This window comes from Streptomyces sp. NPDC028722 (assembly GCF_040637655.1).
GTDB lineage: Bacteria > Actinomycetota > Actinomycetes > Streptomycetales > Streptomycetaceae > Streptomyces.
The window spans coordinates 41,993-65,802 of the sequence record NZ_JBEZWU010000011.1 but is presented as its reverse complement, the minus strand read 5'-3'; the positions used below and the strand labels follow the sequence as shown (position 1 = coordinate 65,802).

The 23,810-nt window shown below is 73.4% G+C and carries 24 protein-coding genes and 2 pseudogenes; 10 read left to right on the top strand and 16 right to left on the bottom strand.

Annotated features, from left to right (window positions below):
• Positions 1-57 precede the first annotated feature (57 nt).
• The 3 genes and pseudogenes from AB0F03_RS18960 to AB0F03_RS18950 form a co-directional block, all read left to right on the top strand.
• On the top strand, positions 58-723 hold the full coding sequence (locus tag AB0F03_RS18960; RefSeq protein WP_361992941.1) for a response regulator transcription factor: 666 nt from the start codon (positions 58-60) through the stop codon (positions 721-723).
• Between the two features lie 153 nt (positions 724-876).
• Positions 877-951 (top strand): annotated as a pseudogene (locus AB0F03_RS18955) (DUF4255 domain-containing protein); the annotation flags it as partial.
• Positions 943-1,218: pseudogene (locus AB0F03_RS18950) on the top strand (hypothetical protein); the annotation flags it as partial. The pseudogenes AB0F03_RS18955 and AB0F03_RS18950, both read left to right, overlap by 9 nt.
• 116 nt (positions 1,219-1,334) lie before the next feature.
• On the opposite strand, the gene AB0F03_RS18945 reads toward AB0F03_RS18950, so the two are convergent.
• Complete coding sequence (locus AB0F03_RS18945) at positions 1,335-3,368, bottom strand: WD40 repeat domain-containing protein (protein WP_361992938.1); 2,034 nt, start codon at positions 3,366-3,368, stop codon at positions 1,335-1,337.
• A gap of 147 nt (positions 3,369-3,515) precedes the next feature.
• Between AB0F03_RS18945 and AB0F03_RS18940 the strand changes: the two genes are divergently transcribed.
• The gene (locus AB0F03_RS18940) at positions 3,516-4,265 is read left to right on the top strand and encodes a DUF6585 family protein (protein ID WP_361992935.1); all 750 of its coding nucleotides are present in this window, start codon (positions 3,516-3,518) and stop codon (positions 4,263-4,265) included.
• A 46-nt stretch (positions 4,266-4,311) separates the two neighbouring features.
• On the opposite strand, the gene AB0F03_RS18935 is transcribed toward AB0F03_RS18940, so the two are convergent.
• Positions 4,312-7,263, bottom strand: a complete 2,952-nt coding sequence (locus AB0F03_RS18935; protein WP_361992932.1) for a LuxR C-terminal-related transcriptional regulator — start codon at positions 7,261-7,263, stop codon at positions 4,312-4,314.
• A 172-nt stretch (positions 7,264-7,435) separates the two neighbouring features.
• On the opposite strand from AB0F03_RS18935, the gene AB0F03_RS18930 reads away from it, so the two are divergent.
• Positions 7,436-8,518, top strand: a complete 1,083-nt coding sequence (locus AB0F03_RS18930; RefSeq protein WP_361992929.1) for a MerR family transcriptional regulator — start codon at positions 7,436-7,438, stop codon at positions 8,516-8,518.
• A gap of 21 nt (positions 8,519-8,539) precedes the next feature.
• Here AB0F03_RS18930 and AB0F03_RS18925 read toward each other — a convergent pair whose 3' ends face one another.
• A complete protein-coding gene (locus AB0F03_RS18925; RefSeq protein WP_361992926.1) occupies positions 8,540-9,016 on the bottom strand; it encodes an ATP-binding protein in 477 nt (158 codons plus the stop codon).
• A 202-nt stretch (positions 9,017-9,218) separates the two neighbouring features.
• Here AB0F03_RS18925 and AB0F03_RS18920 point away from each other — a divergent pair, with 202 nt between their 5' ends.
• Entirely contained in the window at positions 9,219-9,500 is a 282-nt protein-coding gene (locus AB0F03_RS18920; RefSeq protein WP_361992923.1) for a hypothetical protein, read from the top strand.
• 18 nt (positions 9,501-9,518) lie between these two features.
• On the opposite strand, the gene AB0F03_RS18915 is transcribed toward AB0F03_RS18920, so the two are convergent.
• Positions 9,519-9,761: a hypothetical protein gene (locus tag AB0F03_RS18915; protein ID WP_361992920.1), complete on the bottom strand. Its 243-nt coding sequence runs from the start codon at positions 9,759-9,761 to the stop codon at positions 9,519-9,521.
• Between the two features lie 69 nt (positions 9,762-9,830).
• Positions 9,831-11,531, bottom strand: a complete 1,701-nt coding sequence (locus tag AB0F03_RS18910; protein WP_361992917.1) for a RecQ family ATP-dependent DNA helicase — start codon at positions 11,529-11,531, stop codon at positions 9,831-9,833.
• 551 nt (positions 11,532-12,082) lie between these two features.
• Here AB0F03_RS18910 and AB0F03_RS18905 point away from each other — a divergent pair.
• Both AB0F03_RS18905 and AB0F03_RS18900 read left to right on the top strand, forming a co-directional pair.
• Entirely contained in the window at positions 12,083-12,811 is a 729-nt protein-coding gene (locus AB0F03_RS18905) for a GAF and ANTAR domain-containing protein (protein ID WP_361992915.1), read from the top strand.
• A 111-nt stretch (positions 12,812-12,922) separates the two neighbouring features.
• Positions 12,923-14,203, top strand: coding sequence for a PP2C family protein-serine/threonine phosphatase (locus AB0F03_RS18900; protein WP_361992912.1), 1,281 nt, complete (start codon positions 12,923-12,925; stop codon positions 14,201-14,203).
• 25 nt (positions 14,204-14,228) lie between these two features.
• Here the strand turns inward: AB0F03_RS18900 and AB0F03_RS18895 are convergent, their stop codons facing one another.
• The 6 genes from AB0F03_RS18895 to AB0F03_RS18870 all read right to left on the bottom strand — a co-directional run bounded on the left by AB0F03_RS18895 (position 14,229) and on the right by AB0F03_RS18870 (position 18,184).
• A complete protein-coding gene (locus AB0F03_RS18895) occupies positions 14,229-15,017 on the bottom strand; it encodes an alpha/beta hydrolase (RefSeq protein WP_361992909.1) in 789 nt (262 codons plus the stop codon).
• Positions 15,014-15,202 carry an SDR family NAD(P)-dependent oxidoreductase gene (locus AB0F03_RS18890; RefSeq protein WP_361992906.1) on the bottom strand — a complete coding sequence of 63 codons (189 nt, stop codon included), beginning with the start codon at positions 15,200-15,202 and terminating at the stop codon, positions 15,014-15,016. The genes AB0F03_RS18895 and AB0F03_RS18890 overlap by 4 nt, the downstream gene beginning before the upstream one ends.
• Before the next feature lie 176 nt (positions 15,203-15,378).
• Entirely contained in the window at positions 15,379-16,524 is a 1,146-nt protein-coding gene (locus AB0F03_RS18885) for a Vms1/Ankzf1 family peptidyl-tRNA hydrolase (protein ID WP_361992904.1), read from the bottom strand.
• 20 nt (positions 16,525-16,544) lie between these two features.
• Positions 16,545-16,706, bottom strand: a complete 162-nt coding sequence (locus AB0F03_RS18880; RefSeq protein WP_361992901.1) for a hypothetical protein — start codon at positions 16,704-16,706, stop codon at positions 16,545-16,547.
• Positions 16,707-16,960: 254 nt separating this feature from the next.
• Complete coding sequence (locus tag AB0F03_RS18875; RefSeq protein WP_361992898.1) at positions 16,961-17,908, bottom strand: polysaccharide pyruvyl transferase family protein; 948 nt, start codon at positions 17,906-17,908, stop codon at positions 16,961-16,963.
• 81 nt (positions 17,909-17,989) lie between these two features.
• On the bottom strand, positions 17,990-18,184 hold the full coding sequence (locus AB0F03_RS18870) for a DUF2795 domain-containing protein (RefSeq protein WP_361992895.1): 195 nt from the start codon (positions 18,182-18,184) through the stop codon (positions 17,990-17,992).
• Positions 18,185-18,515: 331 nt separating this feature from the next.
• On the opposite strand from AB0F03_RS18870, the gene AB0F03_RS18865 reads away from it, so the two are divergent.
• Both AB0F03_RS18865 and AB0F03_RS18860 read left to right on the top strand, forming a co-directional pair.
• Positions 18,516-18,719 carry a cold-shock protein gene (locus AB0F03_RS18865; RefSeq protein WP_121785754.1) on the top strand — a complete coding sequence of 68 codons (204 nt, stop codon included), beginning with the start codon at positions 18,516-18,518 and terminating at the stop codon, positions 18,717-18,719.
• 258 nt (positions 18,720-18,977) lie between these two features.
• Positions 18,978-19,751 carry a restriction endonuclease gene (locus AB0F03_RS18860; protein WP_361992891.1) on the top strand — a complete coding sequence of 258 codons (774 nt, stop codon included), beginning with the start codon at positions 18,978-18,980 and terminating at the stop codon, positions 19,749-19,751.
• Here AB0F03_RS18860 and AB0F03_RS18855 read toward each other — a convergent pair.
• From AB0F03_RS18855 to AB0F03_RS18835, 5 genes are all read right to left on the bottom strand, one after another.
• The gene (locus tag AB0F03_RS18855) at positions 19,735-20,319 is read right to left on the bottom strand and encodes an SRPBCC domain-containing protein (RefSeq protein WP_361992888.1); all 585 of its coding nucleotides are present in this window, start codon (positions 20,317-20,319) and stop codon (positions 19,735-19,737) included. The two genes, AB0F03_RS18860 and AB0F03_RS18855, sit on opposite strands and share 17 nt — an antisense overlap.
• Positions 20,320-20,341: 22 nt before the next feature.
• Positions 20,342-21,034, bottom strand: a complete 693-nt coding sequence (locus AB0F03_RS18850) for an alpha/beta hydrolase (protein WP_361992885.1) — start codon at positions 21,032-21,034, stop codon at positions 20,342-20,344.
• 64 nt (positions 21,035-21,098) lie between these two features.
• Positions 21,099-21,542 (bottom strand): type II 3-dehydroquinate dehydratase, encoded by a 444-nt coding sequence (locus AB0F03_RS18845; protein WP_361992883.1) that lies wholly within the window; start codon positions 21,540-21,542, stop codon positions 21,099-21,101.
• Entirely contained in the window at positions 21,539-22,933 is a 1,395-nt protein-coding gene (locus AB0F03_RS18840) for a cation:proton antiporter (RefSeq protein ID WP_361992880.1), read from the bottom strand. Before AB0F03_RS18840 ends, AB0F03_RS18845 begins: the two co-directional genes overlap by 4 nt.
• A gap of 32 nt (positions 22,934-22,965) precedes the next feature.
• Positions 22,966-23,739, bottom strand: a complete 774-nt coding sequence (locus AB0F03_RS18835; protein WP_361992877.1) for an alpha/beta fold hydrolase — start codon at positions 23,737-23,739, stop codon at positions 22,966-22,968.
• Between the last annotated feature and the right edge of the window lie 71 nt (positions 23,740-23,810).

Genomic DNA, 23,810 nt, shown 5'->3' with positions numbered 1-23,810 from the left:
CGCACACCTGCCACCGATCCCGTACGGGTGGCGCGCACGTGGACATAGGGGAAACGCTTGCTCAGCTCATCGCGGACCACACACCCCGGTACGGCCGGCTCCGCCGAGCGGATACCGGTGGCGGTGCACGCCCCGGACCCGATCCTGCGCGAGGGGGTGCTGGGCCAGTTGCGCCGGTATCCGGAGATCGACGTCAGGGAGGACTCGGGCCCGGGCACGGTGGCGCTGCTCGTCGACGACCTGCTCGACGAGTCCGCGCTGACCCGGCTGCGCCGGCTGGTGCGCAGCGAGGGAGCGCGGGCGGTGCTCGTCGTGAGGTCCCTGCGGGAGGCCGAACTGCTCGACGTGATCGAGTGCGGGGTGGGCGCCATCGTGTGGCGCCACGAGGCCACCGCGACCCGCCTGGTGCAGGCCGTCCTGGCGGCGGCCCGCGGCGACGGCGACCTGCCCGCCGACCTGCTCGGCCGGCTCATCAACCAGGTGGGCACGCTGCACCGCAGCGCGGCGGCCCGAACGGGCGGCACCCTCGCCTCGGGACTGACACCGCGTGAGGTGGATGTACTGCGGCTGATCGCCGAGGGGTTCGACACCGGAGAGATCGCCAGCAAGCTTTCCTGCTCCGAACGGACCGTCAAGAACGTCGTGCACGGGCTGACCACCCGCCTGCACCTGCGCAACCGGGCGCACGCCGTGGCGTATGCCCTGCGGGAAGGCTACATCTGACCGAACGGGCATCCGATACCGCCCCCTTGGGCAGCCCGGTCTGCCCCGCGGCCGTCCCCGGCGTGCCTGCGGAGGCGGGTGCCCCGGGGGCAGGATCGGTCACGGCGGCAGGCGCACGGGCGAGGCCGGGGACGGCGGGGCGGGAGCACGACGGTGATCCACGAGGTGGACGAGGTCCTCAAGACCCTGCTCGGTGGTGGCGCGCTGGCCGGTTCCGGTATCGACATCATCACGCCCGGGATGCCGACCCACGCCGACCAGCTGTCCAAGTCGGCCCTGCCGCACCGGGTCGAGGCCCGCGTCACCCTGGCCGACGGCAAGAGGGTGACCCGCGAACTCACCCTCGACCAGGGCACGGGGGGCCAGCGCCGCACCTTCCGGGCCGGCGAGGTCACCGCGGTCCGGTTCACCCTCGAGTCCGCCTGCCAAGCCTCCGCGAGCAAGCAGGTGGCCATCGCCGAGATCGAGTTCTTCGGCCCGTCGAACGCCAACTGACGGTCCTCAACGGCGCCCTGGCTCACCGACCGCACCGGGAAGCGCTGGTACCGGGGACGAGGAACACGGGGCGCCAGTGGTACCGGGACACCACTGGCGCCCCCCGTGCCGGTGTGTCAGCTGAGGAGGTCGAGGACGGCAAGGCCGTCGGTACAGCCGACGACCAGACGCGACCCGACACCGGCCAGGGCCCTGATCGACCGTTCCAGGAGACGGAAGCCCGCCCATCGGCAGGTCAGCGGATCCCATAGCTCGATCCCACCCCGCCTGGCGACGGCCAGCAGGGGGTGCCCGTCGGACGGGGTGACCGCGGCCATCGGCCCGCCGGTGAGTTCGCCCACGAGGTGACGGCCGTCGGCGTCCCGGACGCGGATCGAGTCGGCGAAGTCCCGGATCGCCAGGAGCGTCCGGCCGTCCGCCAGGGGCAGTGCCGCGAAGTCCTTGACGTGCCTGTGGTTCTCGAAGGGGGCGCCGACCGGTAGACCCGTGACCGGGTCCCACAGCCGCACCGCCTTCTCGCCGCCCCGGGCGGGGACGGCTTCGCTGCTGGCCAGGAGGGTGCGTCCGTCCGGCATCGGAACACAGGCCAGTGCCAGCGGTGGCCGGTCGGGCCGGTTGAAGATATCGCTCGCGGTTTGGCAGGTCCCGGGGTCGCGGAGACGGATGACGCCCGAGCGACTACCGGTGGCCAAGAGCATCCGCCCGTCGGGCGACGCGACCGGCACCATGGTGAGGATCTCGCTGGTGCGGCCGGGCGGCGCCGAACCGGCCAGTTCGCCCGTCGCCAGATCCCATGACCGGAGGGCGCCGCTCCGGTGGCCGGTGACGAGAACGGTGCGCCCGTCCGGCAGGGGAGCCGCCGCCATCGCCGTGAGCACATCCGTCCCGCCGGTGTGCAGCTGCCCGGCGGCTTCACCGGTGCGCAGGTCCCACAGCCGGACGGTGGTGCCGCCGCGGGTGGCGAGCAGCGTTCGCCCGCCGGGAAGCGTCACCGGTGCCACAAGGCCGTCCCACCCGGCTTCCTCCGGCTCGGCCGGCGGCTCCACCGCGGCGGGATCCCACAACCAGACCGCACCACTGGGCACTTCTCCCACGAGCAGTGTGGGGCCGTCCGGCAACGGAACCGCCGCCGCCGCGCCGGGAACGCGGTTCGTGCCGAGGTCACTGATCCGGCGCCCGGATGCCGGGTCCCACAGTCCCGACCCGATCGACAGCAGTGTCGTCCCGTCGGCCATGGGGACGGGACACAGTCCGGGACCGGTGACGGGCCCGCCGGCCGGAGCACCGGTCGCCACGTCCCACAGACGCACCGTCTCGTGATCGTCGTAGCTGAGGGACAGGGCCAGCAGTACGTCTCCGTCGGGCAGCGGCACCGCCGCCAGTGCGCTGGGCCGGCCCTCGTCCTCGTGCGGGCACAGCAGTGTCCGCACCAGCCCGCCCGTCACGGGGTCCCACAGGCACACCACGGCGGTCTCCTCGTGGCCATGTTCCCCGTGGCCGTGATCCCCGTAACCGTGTTCCTGGTGACCATGAGCGGTGGCCAGCAGCGTGCGGGCGTCGGCGAGCGGCACCGCCGTCATCGCGCTCGGGTCGTCCGCACCCGCCGGGGCGCTCAGCGGACCGGCGGTCCGCTCGGCTGTGGCCGCGTCCCACAGCCACACCCCTTCCTCGCCGTGGGGGGCGACAGCCAGCAGGCTCCGGCCGTCCGGCATGGGTACGGCGACCAGGCCGGACGCCATTTCCGGGCCTGGCAGCGGCCCACCGACCTGCTCGCCGGTGACCGTGTCCCACAGGTACACCGCATGACCGTCGTCCTCCTCGTCGTAGTGCGCCGTGGCGAGCCGGGTGTGCCCGCCGGCGCACGGCAGGGCCACCATCGCCAGGACAAGCCCACCCTGTTTCGTGTTCTCCCGCAGGGGGCCGCCCACTTGCTCGCCGGTGACCGGGTCCCACAGCCGCACGACGTCGTCTTCCTCGTCGCCGCCCGACGCGGCCAGCAGGACGCGGCCGTCCCCGACGGGCACGCCGACCGCCACACCCAGGCCGTCGCGGAACCCACGCAGCGTCGCCGAGGGCCGTACCCGGCCCGCCGGCCTTTCCCACACCGGGGTCAGTTCCCGTGGGCCGCGATCCCGAAGAGCATCAGACATGACGGGTACGGTAACCGGCCCCACCGACACCACCCGCTCAACGCCCACCAGGTCGGCCGGCGGCCGGCGACCGGCGCGGAAGGTACGTAACCGAGTTACGTAGATCCACGGTTGCCACGTGTGGCCGCGGCTCGGAGGCTCGTCCTCATGACTCCACTCACCCCCGCGTCACCCGAGGTCGCCGACCTGGCCGCCCGCCATCGGCTGGGGGCGCTCCAGGGCGTGTTCGCGCCGAAGCGCCTGCGTCGGACGGTGTTCGTCGCCCATGTCTTCAACTGCTTCATGCTCCTGCCGTTCTTCCTGGTCCCCGGGCTGCTGTACTACTGGTTCCGGATGCGCCGCTTCCCCGACTTCAGCCGGAAGCGGGCCGCCCAGCGGCTGCACCTGTTCGAGGAGGGGCTGGTCGTGCACCCGCCGTCCGGCGGTGAGCCGGTCGCCCTGCGCTGGGACTCCCTGCGCCTCCAGCAGGACATCATCCAGTTGGTCATCAACGGCCACCCCGCGCCGACCAAGTACGTCTACTCGGCGAGCGCCCCCGGCGAGGGGTCGGTGCGGATCACGGAGTTCTACGAGGGTCCCGACGTCTGGGGGCCCTGGATGCAGGACGCGGTGGAGCGCTCGCAGCGAGCGGCTGTGCTGGAGACGCTCCGCGAGGGTGGCACGGTCCCGTTCGGAACGCTCTCGCTGTCCCGCACGGCCGTGTGCGTTCCCGGGAAGGGCAGCCTGCCCTGGCCGAAGGTCCGGGAGGTCCGTGCCGCGGGCGGCCTGGTCGGCATCATGACCACCGACTCGTCGGGCAACCCCGTCCGCTGGTCCAACCACCTGGCCAGGGACATCACGAACCTCCAGCTGTTCCTGGTGGTCGCCCACGGCCTGCACGAGGAGTCCGCCGCGTGACGCTCCAGCCGAACTTCTGTGGTTCCCGGGGCCGGGAAGCGGCCGCTCAGACGGCCGGTCCGTGCGCCACTCGGCCGAGGGCGCGCGGCAGTGCCGCCCGGGAGGGGATGTCGAGCTTGCGGTAGATACGGCCGAGGTGGGTTTCGACCGTCCTGGTGCTGACGAAGAGCTGCTCCGCGATCTCCTTGGTCCGTCTGCCCCCGGCCGCCAGTTCAGCGATCTCCCGTTCCCGCTCGGTGAGCAGGGCCACCGTCCCCGGGGCGCTCGCGTCCCGCGCCGTCGTGACCGCCGTACCGGTGGCGGCGCGGGACGCCGGCAGCAGGGTCCTGACCCTGGCCGCCTCCTCGCGGATCCGCTGGGCGCCACAGGCCCGAGCGGCCCTTCCCGCCGTATCGAGCCACTCCAGCGCCTGCTGGGTGCCCTCGGCCGCGTGGACGGAAGGCGCCCCCGTCACCAGGGTCCAGGCGTGTTCCACCGGCAGGCCCGCGCGGCGGAACGACTCCGCGGCCTCGTGGAACATCTGTGCCGCCAGGCGGTGTTCGCCCTCGGCGGCGTGGAGCGCGGCCCGGGCTCTGCGCACATGCTGCTGTTGCAGCGGCAGTCCCAGCCGCTCGGCCACGGCCTCCCCCGTCCTGGCCCAGTCGCGGGCGGCGCCGATGTCACCGCAACGCAGTGCCGCCAGGGAGGCGAGGGCCAGGAGGGAGGGCTGCCAGGCCCGCAGCAGCCGCTGGAGCTGCGGGCCGCCCTCCTCGACGAGGGTGCGCAGACAACCTGCCGGGTCCCCGCCGAGGAACTGGGTGTGGGCGCGCAGGCCGGCCGCCACAGCTGCCCGCCAGCCCTGCTTGCGCAGGGCGAGGGAGAATCCTTCCTCGGCGAGTTCGAGCAGCCTGTCGGTGTCCCGCCGCGGGCGGGTCCACAGCAGCCCCGTCGCCCGCAGGATCATGGCGATCCCGGCGGCTTCGTCGGCCCCGCTGGTCCGGGCGAGCAGTTCGGCCTCCCCGGCACGGCGGCAGAGCGGCTCAAGCCGCCCCGTCAGCTGGTCGAGATGGCACAGGGCCACCAGCTGGTTGATCCGGATGAACCTCCGGGTGGCACCGGTGGTCGCCTGTAGTCCTCGTTCCAGATGCCGGTAGGCGTCATGGAACCGCTCCTGGAACAACTCCGCGCAGCCGAGCATCGCCAGGACGTCGGGCATGGTGACGGCAGCGGCGTCCGGCAGGGCGTCCACGATCCGCGCGCACTCGGTGACCTCGGCGACGGCCTCGTGCAGCAGCCCGAGCTGGGTGTCGCCGAGGGCGCCCAGGGCCCGCAGGTAGGGCACCGCCGGGCCGGCGGCTCCGGCAGCCTCCACCGCCTCGCGGACCGTGTCACGTGCCTCGCCGTAGGCGCCCCGGAACAACTGCACCCGCCCGTACGTGGTGATCAGTTCCGCTGCCGGCGCCGGCAGCGGAACCGGCAGTGGGCGGGGTACGAGGTCGAGTGCCGTCCGGACCACCGCCTCGGCCTCCTGGTGCCGGCCCAGCAGCCGCTCCAGCTCCCCGCACACGGCGTAGGCGCTCAGCCGCAGGTCGTCGGAGAGATCCGACTGGTGGCGGAGCAGACCGTGCACCAGGGAACGGGCTTCCTGTAGGCGGCCCACGGCACTGAGGGCCCGGCAGCAGTCGAGGACCAGGACGACCCGGGTGGCGCTGGTCCTGTCCCCGGCGGGCAGGTGGTCCAGCGCCAGGCGCAGCCAGCGGGCAGCGACAGCCGGGGACTCGGCCATCACCTCCGCCGCGCCCTCGACCAGGACCTGCCGGGCCTCCGCACCGCCCGCGCCCACCAGGTGTTCCGCCTGCCGGGCACGTCGGAGCGCCGGCGCTCCTCGCGCGGTGAGCAGATCCAGGGCCCGCCTGTGGGCGGTGACGCGCAGGGACGGCGTGGCGTGTTCCAGGGCGACGTGGCCGAGCACCGGGTGCCGGAAGACGTAGCCGCCGCCCCGGGCCGGCGGCCGTATCAAGTCCGCTCCGACGAGTTCGGTGAACGCTGCGAGGGTCCGTTCCAGGCCGAGACCGGAGAGCGCGGCGATGTCGTCCGGCAGGAGGGGATCGCCGAGAACGGCGGCGACCTGGACCGTGAGCGCGGCGTCAGCGGAGAGGGAGTCCAGCTCGGTGACGACGGAGACGGCCTCCCGGAGCATGCCGTCCCGGTCCGGACCGGCACTCAGCGGCCACTCGTCCGGGTCCCACCGCGCCGCGGCCAGGATCCGCAGCACCCGCGGGTTGCCGCCGGAAACGGCGTGCAACTGCTCGGCGTAGGTGCCGTCGACCACGGGTGCCGGGGAAGCGCGCCACTCGGTGTACGCGTGGTCGCGCGCCGAGTGGGAGCGGGCGTGCGGGAAGGTGGAGGCAGCGTGAGACCCCCCGTGGCCGAGCAGGGCGGATGTCGCCCGGAGGTCCAGGGAGGACGGGGCGAGGCGGATGACCGAGCCGGTCTCGACTCCGCGTTCGAGCGCTTCCCTCAGTACGGGGCTGGACCGCCGCGGGCGGTGCGCCAGTGCCAGGACGAACGGGCCGGGCGGGGATGTCCGCACGAGCTGCGCGATCAGTCCCGCGGACCGCTCGTCGCACAGGTGCACGTTGTCGAGGACGAGCACGCCGCCGCGCCGCGCCGCCCAGCGCCCCAGTACGCTCCGCACCTCGGCATCCGCCCCGGCGCCGAGTTCCCTGGCGATCGGCGGGTCCCGCGCCTCCAGGGCGTCCAGCACCTCTCGGACGACCTGGCCGGGTTGTGTCGTACCGTGCGCGGCGTGGGCTCGCGCCACCGCTGCCCCTGCTCCGGCCGCCCGCTCGGCGAGCAGGCCGAGCAGGGTGGTCTTGCCGATCCCCGGCTCACCGGTGACCTCCAGGACCGCTCCCCGGCCGCCGGTCAGATCCTGTACGACCGCGGACAGACGCTCGATCTGCGTGTGTCCGCCGACGACGACGTCGCTCTCGTGGGCCGGGTCCTCGGGGGGCAAGTGATCCTCTCCCTTCCCATGGATGTGCGCACGAGCCAGGACGCTCTGTCGCCGATCCGGATATTAGGCCATCACGTGGGCCGACCTGTGGCCTGCGCGAAGGACGGTGGCGGTGGCGGAGGTTGACCCTCGACCTTGTCGAGGGCTCAGGGTTCGGGGTGTGGAGAACGACATGCGCAGCATCGGGGAGATGGCCCGGGACGGCGGACTGAGCGTGAGCGCGCTGCGGTTCTACGACCGTGCCGGTGTGCTGGTCCCCGCCTGGGTGGACCCGGTCAGCGGCTACCGCTGGTATGCGCCCGGGCAGTTGGCGGAGGCCCGGCTGCTCGCCCGCCTGCGCCGGGCCGGCATGCCCCTTGCGGACATCAGGCTCGTCCTGGCGGGCTGGGCCGGCACGGACACCGACCTGGTGCGGGGACTCCTCGAAGCCCACCTGCGCCGTCTCGAACGCGGACTGACCGACGCCCGCGGCGAGTTCTCCACGCTCCGAGCCCTACTCGACCACCGGGAGAACCCCATGGCCTCGCCCCGCACCACCACCGTACGGCTGTCCGTCCCCGCGCCGGAGCTGGCCGCCGCGCTGGACGCGGTCCGTTTCGCGGCCGGTACCGACGCCGAGCTGCCGATGCTCGGCGGGATCCTGTTCGATGTGGAGGGCGGTGAACTCCAGGTCGTGGCCACCGACCGGTACCGGCTGGCTGTCGCGCGGGCCCGTACGACGGGGCAGTGCGGGCCCCGCACACAGGTCGTCGTCCCTCTTCCCCTCGCGGACGCGATGCGGGCGCTGCTGACCGGCCACGAGCCCGTCCAGGTGACGGTGGACGGTGACCGCGTGACCCTGGAGACCGGGGACCGGCAGGCGGCCGGGCAGAGCCTGGGCCACGAGTTCCCCGACTACCGCCGCCTCGTCCAGCTGCCGGCCGGGCGCCGGGCCCCCATCGATACGGCGGCCTTCCGCAAGGCCCTGGAGACCGGTCCGGTCCGCGCGCGCGAGACCCCCGGCGAGGACGGAGAGCGCCACCACCTCAGCGTGCTCAGGGTGACGGACAACGGCTCCGTGACCGTGTGCGACGACGGTGACGACCACAAGGACGATGTCGCCGTCAACCGCGAGTTCCTGCTGCACGCGCTCGCCGCCGGCGCCAGGGATCAACTCGTCCTGGAAATGGGTGCCCCCACCGCACCCCTGGCGATCCGCCGGCCCGAGGACGAGACCACCTTCTCGCTCCTGATGCCGGTCCGCCTGGAGGACTGACTCTTCTCGCGCGGGGCTCCGTCACATCATCTGGCGGCCCGCCGCGCCCCCTCCCGGGTCGTCCGCCAGTGTCACCGTCGCCGTGACGCGTTTGCCCATCGGCTCGCGGTGGACGGCGAAGCTCTGGCTGACCGCCATCACGATCTCCAGTCCGTGCTGGCCGATGCGGTCCGGGTCGGGCGCCAGGACCGCCGGGAGCGTCGGGTCGCTGTCCCACACGCTCACCTGGACCGCGCCGTCCCCGACCGTCAGCGTCAGCAGGCACGGCCCGGGAGCGTACTTGCGGGCGTTGGTCACCAGCTCGCTCACCACCAGCTGCACCATGCCCATCGCGCGGCCGGACACCGGCAGCCCGTGCACGGCCTGCACGTCGGACAGGAAGGAACGGGCCAGATCGCGTGCCGCGGCGATGCCCTCGTCCCCTTCGAAGGCAGCGGACACCGACCCGACGGCATCCTGCCGTGACCGCCGGCCTTCACCGTCCTCAGACAGGTGCATACAGTCGCCTCACTTCCGAAGCGTCTTTCGTCATCGAGCCGCTTACCCTGAAAACGTCAACTCGTCCCCCGACCTCTCACGCGATCCGTCGCGTGCTGGTTGCACCGACCGTACCGGTACGTGCGTCCGTGCGGTCACCCGCCTCTCGCCCCAGCCGGGTCTGCGGGCCCCGTGGCGCCGACGGTGAGCGAGGAGGAGCATCGTGCCACAGCCGGACGAAGAGCCGCTCGAAGCGCTGTTCGCCTTCGACACCCGGGGCCTGGAGGACTGGGACGAGGGGCGTGCGCTGGCCGCCCTCGACGGCGTACACGGTGCCCTGTACCGCAACCATCTGCTCATCGCCCTGCGTCTGGACGCATGGGCGGAGGCGGAGAGCCGGCGCACGGACACCGACGCGCGCTACCGGGCCGGGTACACGCAGGCGCTCCAGGACATGGCCGCCTTCCTGAGGCAGACCTATTACCTTCCCGAGGGCCCGGACTGACCGTCGGACCGGGAGGACCTAGGCGGACTGTCCGCCGTCCTCGGCGTCCCGGTCCCGCTCGGGACGGTCCTCGGCCTCGACGCCCTCCAGGGGCTTGCCCGCGCGCGTGCCCCGCTCCGCCTGGTAGCCCTCCTCGGCACTGGCCGTGCCCGGCACGGCCCGCTCCTGTGCATGGCTCTCCGAGCCGGAGTGCGCTCCGGGCTCCTCCGGGCTGCGTGCCCGGTCGTAGCGGTCCTCGCGGTGATCGTTCTGGTCGGTCATGTTCCTCACTCCCCTCGGCGTCGGGTTGCCGCCGGGTTCCCTGCGGCGGGCACCGGAAACGGCCGTGCGTCAGCCGGCGGAGCGGTCCTCGCCCGGCCTGCGCACCACCGTGAGCAGGTCGTCGCGCCCGGCCACCGCCTCCAGAGCGAGCGTGCGGTATCCGGCCTGGTCGAACAGCACCGTGATGCGGTCCTGATCCTCGCTGAGCACGGTGCCGTCACCCCACTGCCCGTGCCGTACCTCCGCGCCGACGGGGTAGGACGCCGCCGCGGGGTGGGCGGGCCGCTCCTGCCCCTGCTCGGTGTCCTCGTCGTCACAGCTGTCGCAGTTCCCGCACGGTGCCGTGTAGTCCTCACCGAAGTAGCCGAGCAGGAAGTCCCGTCTGCAACCGGTCGTCTCGGCGTACGCCCGGGCCATCTCGACCCGCGTGCGGTCGGTCAGGCGATGCGCCTGCGCGGTCCGCGCGGCCCGCTCGGCCGCCTGACCGGGAGACAGGTCGGGGGCCGGCAGGACCTCGCCCTCCTCCCCCGTGGTGACGGCTTCGGCCTCCTCCAGCAGGTTCACCGCCGCGGTGACCCGGTTCCGGGACAGGCCGGTGTCCTCGCGCAGCTCGTCCAGGTCGGCGGGGTCCTCACCGTGGTCGTGGACGGCGTCGGCCACCTCGGACAGGACGTCGTGGCTGGGGGTGCGGCCGGCGAAGTAGGTCTGCATGCCCGTGTCCTCCGGCCGGTAGTGCAGTACGGCGAGGGACGGGCGCCCGTCCCGGCCGCCGCGGCCGATCTCCTGGTAGTAGGCGTCCAGGGACCCGGGCAGCGAGGCGTGGAGGACGAACCGTACGTCCTCCTTGTCGATCCCCATGCCGAACGCCGAGGTCGCCACGACCACGTCCGCGGCGCCGGAGAGGAAGGCGTCGTGGATACGGGCGCGTTCGGCGGCCCGCAGCCCGGCGTGGTAGGCCTCGGCGGCCAGGCCCAGGGAGGCCAGTTCCGCGGCGTAGTACTCGCTGTCCTTGCGGGTCGCGGCGTAGACGATGCCCGGCTTGGGTTCGGTGGCGGCCCGCTCCACCACGGCCCGGCGCCGGTCGCCGTCGTCGAGGAAGCGGCGGACCTCCAGCCGGATGTTCGGCCGGTCGAAGCCGGTCACCAGCTGCCGCGGCCGGCGCATGCCGAGCCGCTCGGCGATCTCCTTGCGCACCGGCGGCGCGGCGGTGGCGGTCAGCGCGAGCAGAGGTGGCCTGCCCACCCGGCGCACCGCCTGTTCCAGGCGCAGGTAGTCGGGGCGGAAGTCGTGGCCCCACGACGACACGCACTGGGCCTCGTCGACCACGAACAGGGCCGGTTCCACCTCCGCCAGCCGCTCCGCCACCTCGTCCTTGGCCAGTTGCTCGGGCGACAGGTACAGCAGGCGCGCCTCACCCGCGCGCACCGCCTCCCAGGCGGCCTCCGTCCGGGCCGCACCGAGATCGGAGTTCAGCGCGACCGCGCCGGGGCCGTGGTCGCCCTCCGGCAGCCCGGCGATCTGGTCCCGCTGGAGGGCCAGCAGCGGCGACACGACCACGACCGGCCCGGACAGCATCAGGGCGGGCACCTGGTAGACGGCGGACTTGCCCGACCCGGTCGGCATGACGACGAGGGCGTCCTCGCCGTCCAGCACCCACTGCATGGCGGTGAGCTGCTCGGGCAGCAGGGTGTCCCAGCCGAACACGTCGGCGGCTATCTCCCTCAGGCGCGTCGCCCGGTCCTGCTCCGTCCCCGGCTCCTTCCCTCCCATGGCCCACTCCCTCACTGCTCGGTGCGGACGCGGTGTGTCGCGCCCGTCGCGCCGACCTGGGTACCCGCCGGACCGGCCGCGATACCGGCTGGGCCGGACCCGTGCGTCGGTCAGGTCGCTGGACGGGTGCGGCACGGCGGAGGAAACGTCCCAGGGGCGGGGCCCGCCCCGGGGTGCGGCACGGCTCACTTCCGTCCCTCACCCGGTGCCGTACGGCCGTTCCCGCGCCCTACAGCGCACGGCCGTTCCGGGCCCGACACCGCACGGCCGTGCCGGCGCCGCGACCCCACGCCGTGCTTCCGTTCCGGCGATGGTGACCGCCCGAGCCGGGCGGTCGCCGCCGGCGGGCTCCCGCTGACCGGACAGCACACTCCCCGCCGGGGAGATCGCGGGGAATGCGAGGATACTGGGGTTGGCAGGGCCGTCACTTCCGTTCCTCCGGGGCGGGCCGGCCGGTTCCGCCGGAGGTGTCTCTTCGGGGTGGATCCCCGTGGTCCCGGCGGCGCGCACGATGCCGACCCTCGGGCACGGGCCCGGAAGGACGCAGCATCATGACCGAACAGCCGTCTGCGCTCCCTGACCTCACCTCCCTCCTCCTGAGCACCGACTCCGTGGAACGGTTTCTCCAGGCGCTCGCGGACCGGGCGCCGGTCCTGGCGCCCGCCGCCCAGGGCGTCGGGATCACCCTGGAGCGGCAGGGGCGGCCACTGACCGTGGTCAGCTCCGGTGTCGGCGCCTCCGACCTGGACGAGGCCCAGTACGGGCAGGACGACGGGCCCTGTCTCCAGTCGCTGCGCACCGGCGAGGAGGTGGAAGTGACGGACATGCTGGACGAGCAGCGCTGGGGTCCGTATCCGGCCTTCGCCGCCGCCTGCGGGACCCGCTCGTCGCTCTCGCTGCCGATCGCCGCCCACACCCACACGGCCGGTGCGCTCAACCTGTACTCGCCGAAGGCGCTCGGTTTCGCCGACGCGGATTTCACCGGGCTGCGCGCGCTCGCCGCGCAGGCCACCGGAGCCATCGCGCTCGCGCAGCGCATCGCGGACGCGCGGCAGTACGCCGACGAACTGCGCACCGCGATGGAGTCCCGCGCCGTCATCGACCAGGCGATCGGCGTGATCATGGGCCGGCAGCGGTGCCGGGCCGAAGAGGCCTTCGACCTGCTGCGCACGGCCTCCCAGAGCCGCAACATCAAGCTCCGTGACCTGTGTGCGGAGTTGCTCACCAGCGTCGGCGGCGGTCCGCCGTCGGACGGGCGCCCGCTGCGGCCCCGGCCCTGAACGGCTCGCCGTCCGCGCACGTCACCGAGTTGCCGGGCCGGCCGGTGGCGAAGGGGTACACGTAGCCCGATCCGGTGGCGTCGGGGCGCAGGGGACGTAGGGAGGTGTGCCATGACAGAGCGGGACCGAGCGGTGCGGCGCATGCTGGCGGGGCTGCTGGCCGAGAGCCACGTGCTCTCGTTCGAACGCCTGCCGTCACGGGTCGCGGAGCACGCCGCGACGGCCGGTTTCTCCGATGTGCTCATCTACCTGGGAGATCTACGGCGCGACGCTCTGCGGCTGCTCACCGGCAAGGGGCTGGACGCCCACGCGGGCGCGCCCGAGGGCAAGGCGGAGCTGTCCGTGGAGGGGACGGTCGCCGGGCGCGCCTTCCAGTACGGGTGCGTCGTGCCCGCCGCCGACAACGGGGACGGGCTCCGGGCATGGTGGGTGCCGCTCCTGGACGGCACCGAACGCCTCGGCGTACTGCACGTGGCCTCCGCCGAGGACGGGGAGGACGTCCGCCAGGACATGCTGGCGCTGGCCTCCCTGGTGGCGATGCTGGTGGTCGGCAGCCGGGACACCAGTGACTCCTACGCCCGGCTGACCCGCATCCAGCCCATGAACGTCGCCGCGGAGATGCAGTGGACGCTGATGCCGCCCCGCACCTACACCGACAGCCGCGTGGTCATCGGTGCCGTGATGGAGCCCGCGTACGAGGTCAGCGGGGACGCCTACGACTACGCCACCGCCGCCGACGTCCTCCATCTGTCGATCTTCGATGCCATGGGCCACGACACGTCGGCCGGTCTCACCGCCGCCCTCGCCATGGGCGCCTGCCGCAACCACCGCAGGCAGGGAACGGACCTGGGTGATCTCGGTGACGCCATCGAGCGGGTGCTGATCGAACAGTTCGGCCGGACCCGTTTCGTCACCGGCATCCTCGCCGACCTCGACACGTCCACCGGCATGCTGACCTGGGTCAACCGCGGCCACCATCCGCCCGTGCTGATCCGGGACGGACGCTGGACCACCCTTCTGCGGTGTCCGCCGACGCATCCCATGGGGACCGATCTGCGGCTGCCCACCAAGCTCTGCCGCGAGCAGCTCCAGCCCGGTGACCGGCTCGTCCTGTACACCGACGGCATCACCGAGGCCCAGGTCCCCGGTGGTGAGGAGTTCGGACTCGCCCGCTTCGTCGACATCCTGGTCCGCCATCACATCGACGGCCTGTCCGTCCCGGAGACCCTGCGCCGCCTCATCCAGAGGCATCTGCACCACAGCCGGCTGCGGGACGACGCCACCATCGTGGTGTGCGAATGGCTCGGTCCCCGGGTCGATGCCACGGCCGACGCCGCGGCGCTGGCCGGGGTGCCCGACGACCTGACGGCCGGCTGGCCCGGCAACCGGTGAGCGCGGCAGGCCCCGGGTGCCCGGTTCACGGCGGCCCGCCGACGTTTCCGCCCTCCTTGTCCCGCTCTCCTTCACGGAGCAGGTCGAGGGTGACGCGGGCCAGTTCCTCCGGTGCCGAGAAGTTCAGGGCGTGCCCGGCTCCCGGTACGGTGACCAGGCGGCCGTGGGGAAGCAGTGCGGTGACCTCCCTGGCCCACGCCTCCGGCACGACGGGGTCCCGCGCCCCGCGGGCCACCACCACGGGCGTGCGCAGCCGGTGCAGCTTGTGTTCCACGGGGTCGCGCAGCGCGTACCGGCACGTGCGCAGGGCGCGGCGCACGCCGCACTCGGCGTAGCTCGTGAGCAGCGGCGGCCCGAGTGACGGCCGCTCCCACGGGACGTCCCGCAGCAGTCGGGCCGCCTGGGTCCACAGTGAGCGGGCGCGTCGGTCGAAGGTCGGCCCGTTGAGCACCACGGGCCCCACCAGCTCGGGCGCGTGCACGGCGAGGTCGACGACGATCTGACAGCCGATCGAGTTGGCCACGAGGGCCGTCGGCCCGCGACCGGTGACGCGGAGCCAGTCGGCCAGTGCCAGCGACAGCTGCCGCACGTCGAGGGCGTGGTCCGGACCGCGGGTGCGGCCGAAGCCGGGCAGGTCCACGGCGACGGTCCTGGCCCGTGGCGCGAGAGCCCGGGCGAACGGCAGCCAGTAGCGGTAGGAGCAGCCGAGGCCGTGGACGCACACGACCTCGGGGGCGTCGTACGGGCCGAGCGCGGCGGAGTGGACGCGGGTGCCGGCGGCGGCCGTGAACTCCTGGCTGTCCCAGCGGCTCAACGGGCCCGGGCCCGGCGCTCGACACCCGCCGCCGCGCCGGCCGGCAGGGTGGCGGCGGCCGGTGCCTCCTCCCGCCGCGCGGCCAGGACCACGGCGCGTCCCTTACGGGCGAGGGCCAGGGCGGTGGCCCGCCCGATGCCGCCGGCCGCCCCGGTGATCACGACCGCGGTGTCGCGCACTCGCATCGACGGTCCCTTTCTGCGCCTCTGATCCGCGCACTTCGTCCGCGCGGATCATCGTGTCGTCCGTGTACTTCGTCGTTCGGTCGGACGGACGGCCGCCCGGCGTACCGGGCGGCCGTGGTCGCCGTGCCGGCCGGGGCCGGGCCCCTCGTACCGGGCCGCCTCACGCCGGGTCAGCCCTACGCCGGGGCCGGTTCGTACGTCCAGCGCAGCAGGGCGCCCAGGCCTCCCGTGGGGATGTCCGAGTCGTCCTCGGCGTCCTCGGGAGGGATGATCAGCACGTCGGCGGCCGTGGCGGCGGCGGCGCGCAGCAGCGCGTCGTCGGCGCGGACCGGCGTCGGATCGCTCTCGCCCAGGGTCCTGGCCTCGGTCCGCCGCACCGCCACCTGGTCGGGCTGGGCGCCCACCCAGGTCTCGCGGCCCAGTTCCGGCCCGTCGGGGCGGACGAGCAGCGTGTCGATGCGGTGCTCGCGGGCCGCCTCCACGAGCGCGGGGACGCCTTCCACCGCGTCCGCGGGCCGGTCGGTGCCTGCTCGTCCGGCGCGGAAGCGGTCGAGGGCCTCCTCGACGCGCCGACGCGTGTACTGCCGCCTGGCCTCCTCGATGGCCTCTTCCAGGGCGGGCGAGGAGGAGCCCGCGGCGCGACCGCCGTGCTCGGTCTCCACGGTGACCCGCTGGACGGCCTCGGGCAGCTTGTGGTGCACGGCCGGCCGTTCACGGGGATCACCGACCAGCACGACCAGGTCGGCGCCGGATTCCTCGTACGCGGTGCTCAGGGCTTCGGCGATCTCGCCGGCGTTGTGTTCCCAGGTGTTCTCGACCTTGAGCTGGAAATGCCGCTCGGACCAGTCGGCCGAGGCCGTGCGGTGCACGGGGTGCGGCCGGCCCTCGACCTGTCCGGCGTCCCGCGGGCCGGTCGCGCCGCGCAGTTCGAAGTCGGCCCCGGTGCGGTCGATGTAGGCCACGAGGCAGAGCGGGTCCTGGCCGGACAGTTCCAGCAGGGGCGTCAGGCGGGGCAGCGGGGCCCAGCAGGCGAGGGGCCGCTGCGGCGGGCGGGTGAGCCGGTGGCTGAGCACCACCTCGCCGCCGGCCGCGAAGACCACCCGGCCGGCGGGGTCCTCCGGGGGCCCGATCCGGGTGAGGGCGTCGCGGACCGCTTCGATGGTCGCCGCGTCCGCGCCGTCCTGCTCCAGCGACCGGCAGACCTCGCGTACGGACAGTTCTTGCTGCTTGGCGCCCGATTCGTCGCTGTGGGGCGGGCCGAAGTAGACGGTGGCGTACGGTCCGGGGCGGTCGAAGAGCGGTTGCAGGAAAGACAGGTGCACGCTTGCTCCTCCGTCGGCGCTTACTTCTCCTCGAAGTCGTCGGGGCTGATCCCCGCCTCCTCCAGTGCCTCCTCGACCGTCCGGCCGGTCGCGCCCGCGGCGGGCCGGCCGGTGCCGTCCGTGTCCTTGAGGACCTCGTCGGTCGACTCGGTCTTCGGCCGGTTCTCCTCGGGAACGGTCATGACGACTCCTTCTGTGCACGACGACACCGGTTGTGTACGACGACACCGGACCGACTTGCCTCGCTTGCTCCCTGTAAACACCTGTTTGAATGAATGCGCCCACAGGAGCGGGAGGGTTCAGGCGATGACCGCCTCCTGTGCCGGCCGGGTCCCCCGCGGGTCCCGGGGCAAACGGCGGCGGCGTGCGGGGCGGACGGCCGGCGCGTGCGGGGCACGACGGCCGCGGCGTGCGGGGCGGACGGCCGGCGGTCCCGCTAACCGGCCCGGTCGGCGACAGGGGCCGCCAGCGCCTCCAGGAGGCGGTCGGCGCCGTCCCTGACGACGCCCTCGCGGAACTCTGCGGCGATCTGCCCGGCGGTCACCCGCCCGGCGGTCAGGCACCAGTGCCACCAGCGTTCCAGCCGGGGCTGGTCCAGCCGTTCCGCGGGCACCAGGGCCGGCCAGTCGCAGGCCCGTGCCTGCGCGGTGACCTTCGCCCCGCCCTCGACCGGGTCGACGGCCAGTGCCGGTACCCCCGCGCGCAGCGCCAGGACCAGCCCGTGCAGACGGTCGGTGACGACGAGGTCCAGCCGGGTGAGCACGGCCTCCAGCTGGGCGGGCGTCGCGCACAGACGCCAGTCGCGGATGTCGAGCCGGGTGTCGATCTCCAGCCGGGCGCAGTCCTTGGCCGCGAGCCAGCGGGTGACCTGCTCGGCGACCTGGCCGTGCCGCCGCTGCCGCCCGTACTCGTGCTGGCCGTGGGTGAGCACCAGGCCGACGACCGGCCGCGGCGGGAGGGCGGGAGCCCGGGCCGCCAGATCCCGGCCGGGCTCGGCGGTCCCGGCGTCCCGGGCCAGCACCCGGTGGAAGCCGGTCACGGCGGGACTGTCCGGAGCGATGACGGACGTCCCGACGGCGATCCGCACGCAGTGCGCGAACCGCCGGTGGAGGTCCTCGATCTGCCGGCCGTGCAGCGGGCCGCACACGAACACGAGGTGGGAGTAGTCCTCGGGCCGTACGTCCTCCAGATGGAGGGCCCCGGGACGGAAGCCGGGGCTCCAGGCGACGTCATGAGCGACGCCCGCGCGTCCCAGCACGTCCCGGACCCGGTCCAGGGCCAGTACGTCCCCGGCGGTCGCCTCGCCGTGCAGGAAGCTGAACCACCCGGTCAGCAGCAGTCTCCGGCGTGTGTCCGGGGGTGGCTCCGGCAGTTGTCCGCGCACAGTGCGGGCGGGTTCCCTTCGGGGTGGAGGGCGAGCGCCCAGGCCGGCGAGATGACCCGTCCGGCCGGACGGCCACGGGGGCTACTCGTTGTCGAACACGGCTTTCTGGACGTCGTTCGGGCCGTCGAACTGGTCCGTCGGGGCGTCGGACAGCTTCTCGACGAGGGTGTCGTCCGCGCCGTTGTCCTTGGCCAGCCTGACGAGGTCGTCCCGGCCGGCGGGATAGCTGGCGCCCTTCAGCGCCTTCTGGAGGTCGATCGGGCTGATGCTCGCCATGGTGGTCTCCTTGCCGTGCTGAGAGGGGATCGCGACGTCGGCTCCCGTCGTGCCGGGCCGGCCGACAGGTGCATCGTGTGCACACGGCGTTGATCTCCGCACGTCGGCTCGGAAGGGGGCCGTCCGGTCCACCAACGCGCCCACCGGCGCTTTGTGGTGGCGGTGGGCGGGGCGCGGGTGTAGCGTCGGATTCCAGCAGTCGTGGTTCCGAAGTCCCGTTCGCCCGTGATCGCAAACCACGGGCGTTCTTGCTGTTCAGCGTCTTTACGAACCAGGGCGGCTCCTGCCGGGGCCCGAGAACGCGGGCCCGGTTCGCTCGAAGGAGATAGTGATGGCCAGCGGTACGGTCAAGTGGTTCAACAGCGAAAAGGGCTTCGGCTTCATCGAGCAGGACGGTGGCGGCCCCGACGTCTTCGCCCACTACTCGAACATCGCCACCCAGGGTTACCGGGAGCTCCAGGAAGGCCAGAAGGTGGAGTTCGACGTCACCCAGGGCCAGAAGGGTCCCCAGGCGGAGAACATCCGTCCGGTCTGATCCGGCCGGGCACGGCACTGCCGGCCCACCCCTCACCCATATCGGTGACGCCCCCGCAGCGGGGCACGAGACCGGTCGGGCGGTTCGCCGCCCGGCCGGTTTCGTATGCCGCACAGGAAGACCGTGCGTGCCGTGACCAACCGGTCCAGACGCAGGGGGTGTTGATGAACCGGCGGATCGCGGGCACCCGTCCTTGGTGATCTTCATATCCAGCCGGGAGAGAGGGGCGTCACCACCGTGACCATGCCCGTACGCCGCATGAGCCGCCCCACCGGTGGGACCCGCCGGCCGTTCGATCTGCGCGCGACCGCCCTGTTCTTCGCGGTCCTCGCCCTCGCCCTGTGCGTGCTCGGTTTCGCCGCCCGGACAGCGGCCTCGGCCGCCGAGCGGCGTCCCGTCTGGGTGGCCGTCCTGTGTCTGCTCGCCGTGTCCGCCGGACTGGCGCTGCGCCGTCGGCGCCGCCGCCTGTCCCCCGCCCGGACCGCCCAGCGGGCCGCCGTGGCGCTGGAGGAGGCGGCGCACACGGCGCTGGAGGAGCTGCGGGCCCCGGCCGCGTTCGTGCCCCGGCAGGCCGAGCCGGCCGGCCCGGACCTCTCCTCCCCCACCGGGCTCGATGCTCCTGGCACCGTCGACTACGGCGCTCTGGACGCCGACGAGTTCGAGCAGGCCGTGGCCGCGCTGTGCGAACGGGACGGCTGTACGGCTGTGGAAGTCGTGGGCGGCGCCGGTGACTTGGGCGCCGACGTGCTGGCCGTGGCCCCGGACGGCCGGCGGCTGGTCGTCCAGTGCAAGCGGTACGGCGATGCGAACCGTGTCGGCTCGCAGGACCTCCAGCGCTTCGGCGGTACCTGCTACACCGTGCACGAGGCCGATGTCGCGGTCCTCGTCACCACCAGCGACTTCACGGCGCCGGCCGTCGAGTACGCCGAGCAGTGCGGGATATTGTGCCTGAACCGCGCGGCCCTGGACGCCTGGAGCGACGGCACCGGTCCGGCGCCGTGGATGCTCGTGGACGTCAGTGGTCCTTGCTGACCGAGGTCGTGGCCCTGCGCAGGCCGCGGTGGCGGTCGGGATTCACCGCGGCGGACAGGCCGTTGAGCTGGAGCCGGGTGCCGCCGCGCAGATGGGCGAGGTCCTGGCTGCCGTCGCCGGTGGGGACGAGCCAGGTGAACTGCTCGGTCCAGGTCAGGCGGGATCCGGCGGGGTCGTCGGCCAGTTCGACGGTGACGAGGGAGACCCAGCGGCGGCTGCCGTCGACCTCGGCCTCGTAGACGTACAGGATGCGGGCGTCCGGCACGATGTCCAGGAACCGCGAGCGGTAGGCGAGGTGTTCCTCGGTGTCGCCGTTGACGAAGACGTTACGGGCGCTCTCCCCGCCGCCGACCCGGAAGTCCAGCTCGTGCTCGGCGGTGGAGGAACGGCCGGGGAGGCGGAACCAGCGCCGGCGCACGGACGGGTCGGCGAAGCCCCGGAAGACCTCGGCCCGCGCCACCGTGAAGTCCAGGTCGAGGGAGAACGAGCCGTGTAACGCGGGTGGTGGTGTGTCACCGGTGGAAGAAGAATCCGTTTCCGCCCGTGTGACCTGACCGGCAGCGTCCATTGGATCAACGTAACACAGGCCGTCAGAGCCAGCCTTCCAACGACTTCAGGAAGCCGTCGACGTCGTCGCGGTGGATGCAGTGACCCGTGTCCGGCACGTACACCACCTCGAAGCCGCGCTCGCGGAGCCGCTCGGCCAGCTCGTCGGGTACGAGGTGGTGGTCACCGGCGCCCTGGACGAGTGAGGGCACCTCGGCGCGCGCGGGGATCAGGTCCCGGTCGCTCTGGAGCCACTCGATGGCCCGGACGTCCCAGCGGGCGTAGCCGGTCAGTTCGGCCTCGATGTCCTCGGGGAGCCAGCGCGGGCACAGCCGGCGGATGCTCTCGGCGGTGGCCGACTTGGTGGCCTGTGCGAACTCCCGTACCTCGTCCACCGACTGGGCGCCGAGCCGCCACGCCGGGTCGCTGTAGACGACGCGGGCCGGGCGCAGGCCGGGCACCGCGAGGGCGAGCACGGGCGCGCCGAACGAGTGGGCGAGGGCGAGGTCGACGCCCGCCGGTACGGACTCGACCAGGTCGGCCGCGAGCAGCTCGGGCGTGTACTCGTCGGCGTGCGGGCTGTCGCCGTGGCCGCGCAGGTCGGGCATGATCACGCGGTAGCCGCGCGCGGTGAGCAGCGGGGCCACCCGGCGCCAGGTGTCCGCCGACGACATCACGCCGTGGACGAGCAGCGCCGTCCGGTCTCCGTCGCCGGCCTCGTGCAGTGCGAGCTTCATGAGCGGGGTCCTTTCGACACGCGGTGGGCGGGTGCGGGCGCGGCGGGGGCCGGCCCGGCGGGCGTCAGCGCTCTGTCCCGACCAGTTCGAGCAGGGCGGCCGCGGCCAGCCGGTAGCACATCGGGCCCAGGCCGACCACGACGCCGGAGGCCAGCGGGGCGATCACGGACTCGTGCCGGAATTGCTCGCGCGCCCATACGTTGCTCAGGTGCACCTCGATCCAGGGCCGCGGGTAGGCGGCGAGCGCGTCGCGCAGGCTCCAGCCGGCGATCATCAGCGCACCGGGGTTGACGATGGCGCCGACGGTGTCGGAGTGGTGCCGGTGGATGTCGCGGACCAGGTCGCCCTCCGAGTCGTGCTGGAGGGACAGCACCTCCCAGCCGGCGCCGCTCACCTCGGCGGCGACGGCCTTCTCGATGTCGGCGAGGGTGTCGGTGCCGTAGATCTCGGGTTCGCGCCGGCCCAGGATGCCCAGGTTGGGGCCGTTCAGCAGGAGCAGGGTGGTCATGGGGTCACCTCACTGTTGGGCGTGTCGCTGTGGGGCGCGCCGCCGCCGGGCGCGCCGGGCCGGCCGGAGCCGTGCGGCGGCCGGGGTCCGTCCGCGTCCCGGTCCGCGAGGACGAGTCCGGCCTCGGCGAGCTTCTCGGCGCGGGCCATGGCGACCCGGAGGATGGGCGGCGCCATCACCGAGGTCACGATCGCGACGAGGACGATGATGGTGTACGAGTCGGTGTCCAGGACGCCCAGGCGCAGGCCCGTCATCGCCACGACGACCTCGATGACGCCGCGGGCGTTCATGCCGGCCCCGAGGGCGAGCGCCTCCCAGCGGTTGAGGCGGCTGAGCCGGGCGCCGAGGAAGGCACCGGAGAACTTGCCGAGGACGGCGACGGCGAGGACGGCGCAGGCGGCGGCGAGGACGTCCGGGTGGCGCAGCCCGGTGAGGTCCATCCGCAGCCCGGCGGTGGCGAAGAACAGCGGGGCGAGGAAGGCCAGCACGGTGGTCTTCAGCGGTTCCAGCTTCTCCCGGTCCACATCCTTGCTGGTGCCGACCAGCACGCCGCAGACGAAAGCACCGAAGATCGCCTCCAGCCTCATGGCCTGGGTGGCGGCGGCGCCGAGGACGACGAGGATCACGACCGTCATCACGGTGGGCCCGGGGCCCTCGGCGCGGCCCGCCCGGCGCAGCGCGGCACCCACCAGCGGGCGGCCGATCAGCACGGCGGACAGCACGACGGCGACCGGGGAGAGCACGGAGGTCGTGACGACGCCCGCGGTCAGACCGGCGGTGGCCATCGCGGAGACCACGGACAGCAGGAACCAGCCGACGACGTCGTCCACGACACCGGCGGACAGGATCAGCTGGCCGATGTCGCGGTGGAGCAGCTTCATGTCGAGGAGCGTCTTGGCGATCACCGGGATGGCCGTGACGCACATCGCCACGCCGAGGAAGAGCGCGAAGACCGTGGGGTCGACGCCGGCCGGCATGAGCACACCCCGCAGCGCGAAGCCGGTGGCGATACCGAGCCCGAGCGGCAGCAGGAGACCGGCGACACTGACCCGGACGGCGGTGGCCCCGCGCTTGCGTACCAGGCCGAAGTTCAGTTCGGCGCCGGTGACGCCGACGAGGAGCAGCACGCCGAGCTGTCCGGTCGCGTCCAGCAGGTGCGTCTGCTCGGGCCGGTGGGGCAGCAGCCAGTCGGAGAAGCCGGGCAGCAGATGGTGCAGCACGGACGGGCCGAGGAGCATGCCGGCGCACAGCTCACCCACGACCGCGGGCATCCGCAGGCGTTCGGCGAGCCGGCCCAGGACGAACGCGGACAGCAGCAGGAAGGCGAGTTGGAGGAGGAAGACCAGGAGCGAGTGCGGGGCCATCGTGGGCACCGGGTCGGCGAGCGTCACGGGCTTTCCCCTCATCGGCGCGGGCGACGGGATCAGTGGGCGGTGTCGGCACCCTGTCCGCTCAGGCTGCGGCTCAGGAGCGCGAGGACCTCGGCGCTCCGCTCGACGTGGAAGAAGTGACCGCCGGAGAAGACGCGCAGGTCGGTCGGCCCGGTGGTGTGCTCCTCCCAGGCGCGTGCCTCGTCGAGCGTCGTCCTGGGGTCGCTGTCGCCGGTGAGGACGGTCACCGGGCAGTCGAGCAGCCGGCCCGGTTCGTGCCGGTAGCGTTCGATCGCGGTGTAGTCGCTGCGGATCGCCGGGAGGAACATCGCCAGCACCTCGGGGTCGGCCAGGATCGCCTGGTTCGGCCCGCTGAGGGCGCGCAGTTCCGCCAGCACCTGCTGGTCGGTGGCCGCGTGCACGTGCTCGTCGCGGTAGCGGGAGGGGGCACGCCGGCCGGAGGCGAACAGCCGCACCGGGGAGGGCAGTCCGGCGTCCCGCATGCGCAGGGCCACCTCGTAGGCGAGTACCGCGCCCATGCTGTGCCCGAACAGGGCGAGCGGCCGGTCGTCCAGGTGGCGCAGCGCCGCGAAGATCTGGTCGGCGTACTCGGGGATGTTGTCGATGCCGGGTTCCTGCCGGCGCGTCTGCCGGCCCGGGTACTGGACCGCGAGGACCTCCACCGCGGGGGCGAGGGCCGTGGCGACCGGGAAGAAAAAGCTCGCCGAACCGCCGGCGTGCGGCAGGCAGACGAGGCGTACCGCGCTGTCCGGCGAGGGGCGGAAGACACTGACCCACTTCTCGAACTGTGCGGTTGCTCCAGGCATGCCGAAGGGCTCGCTTTCGCGTCGGGGACCAGCGTCCGGGCGGGACGTTCGGCAGCGTAGGCCGGGGCGGG

Excerpts from the sequence above, each read along its gene's own strand:
- AB0F03_RS18945 (WP_361992938.1), bottom strand. The coding sequence starts at position 3,368 with ATGTCTGATGCTCTTCGGGATCGCGGCCCACGGGAACTGACCCCGGTG.
- AB0F03_RS18940 (WP_361992935.1), top strand. The coding sequence starts at position 3,516 with ATGACTCCACTCACCCCCGCGTCACCCGAGGTCGCCGACCTGGCCGCC.
- AB0F03_RS18930 (WP_361992929.1), top strand. The coding sequence starts at position 7,436 with ATGCGCAGCATCGGGGAGATGGCCCGGGACGGCGGACTGAGCGTGAGC.
- AB0F03_RS18925 (WP_361992926.1), bottom strand. The coding sequence starts at position 9,016 with ATGCACCTGTCTGAGGACGGTGAAGGCCGGCGGTCACGGCAGGATGCC.
- AB0F03_RS18915 (WP_361992920.1), bottom strand. The coding sequence starts at position 9,761 with ATGACCGACCAGAACGATCACCGCGAGGACCGCTACGACCGGGCACGC.
- AB0F03_RS18910 (WP_361992917.1), bottom strand. The coding sequence starts at position 11,531 with ATGGGAGGGAAGGAGCCGGGGACGGAGCAGGACCGGGCGACGCGCCTG.
- AB0F03_RS18905 (WP_361992915.1), top strand. The coding sequence starts at position 12,083 with ATGACCGAACAGCCGTCTGCGCTCCCTGACCTCACCTCCCTCCTCCTG.
- AB0F03_RS18900 (WP_361992912.1), top strand. The coding sequence starts at position 12,923 with ATGACAGAGCGGGACCGAGCGGTGCGGCGCATGCTGGCGGGGCTGCTG.
- AB0F03_RS18890 (WP_361992906.1), bottom strand. The coding sequence starts at position 15,202 with ATGCGAGTGCGCGACACCGCGGTCGTGATCACCGGGGCGGCCGGCGGC.
- AB0F03_RS18880 (WP_361992901.1), bottom strand. The coding sequence starts at position 16,706 with ATGACCGTTCCCGAGGAGAACCGGCCGAAGACCGAGTCGACCGACGAG.
- AB0F03_RS18870 (WP_361992895.1), bottom strand. The coding sequence starts at position 18,184 with ATGGCGAGCATCAGCCCGATCGACCTCCAGAAGGCGCTGAAGGGCGCC.
- AB0F03_RS18865 (WP_121785754.1), top strand. The coding sequence starts at position 18,516 with ATGGCCAGCGGTACGGTCAAGTGGTTCAACAGCGAAAAGGGCTTCGGC.
- AB0F03_RS18860 (WP_361992891.1), top strand. The coding sequence starts at position 18,978 with ATGAGCCGCCCCACCGGTGGGACCCGCCGGCCGTTCGATCTGCGCGCG.
- AB0F03_RS18855 (WP_361992888.1), bottom strand. The coding sequence starts at position 20,319 with ATGGACGCTGCCGGTCAGGTCACACGGGCGGAAACGGATTCTTCTTCC.
- AB0F03_RS18850 (WP_361992885.1), bottom strand. The coding sequence starts at position 21,034 with ATGAAGCTCGCACTGCACGAGGCCGGCGACGGAGACCGGACGGCGCTG.
- AB0F03_RS18845 (WP_361992883.1), bottom strand. The coding sequence starts at position 21,542 with ATGACCACCCTGCTCCTGCTGAACGGCCCCAACCTGGGCATCCTGGGC.
- AB0F03_RS18835 (WP_361992877.1), bottom strand. The coding sequence starts at position 23,739 with ATGCCTGGAGCAACCGCACAGTTCGAGAAGTGGGTCAGTGTCTTCCGC.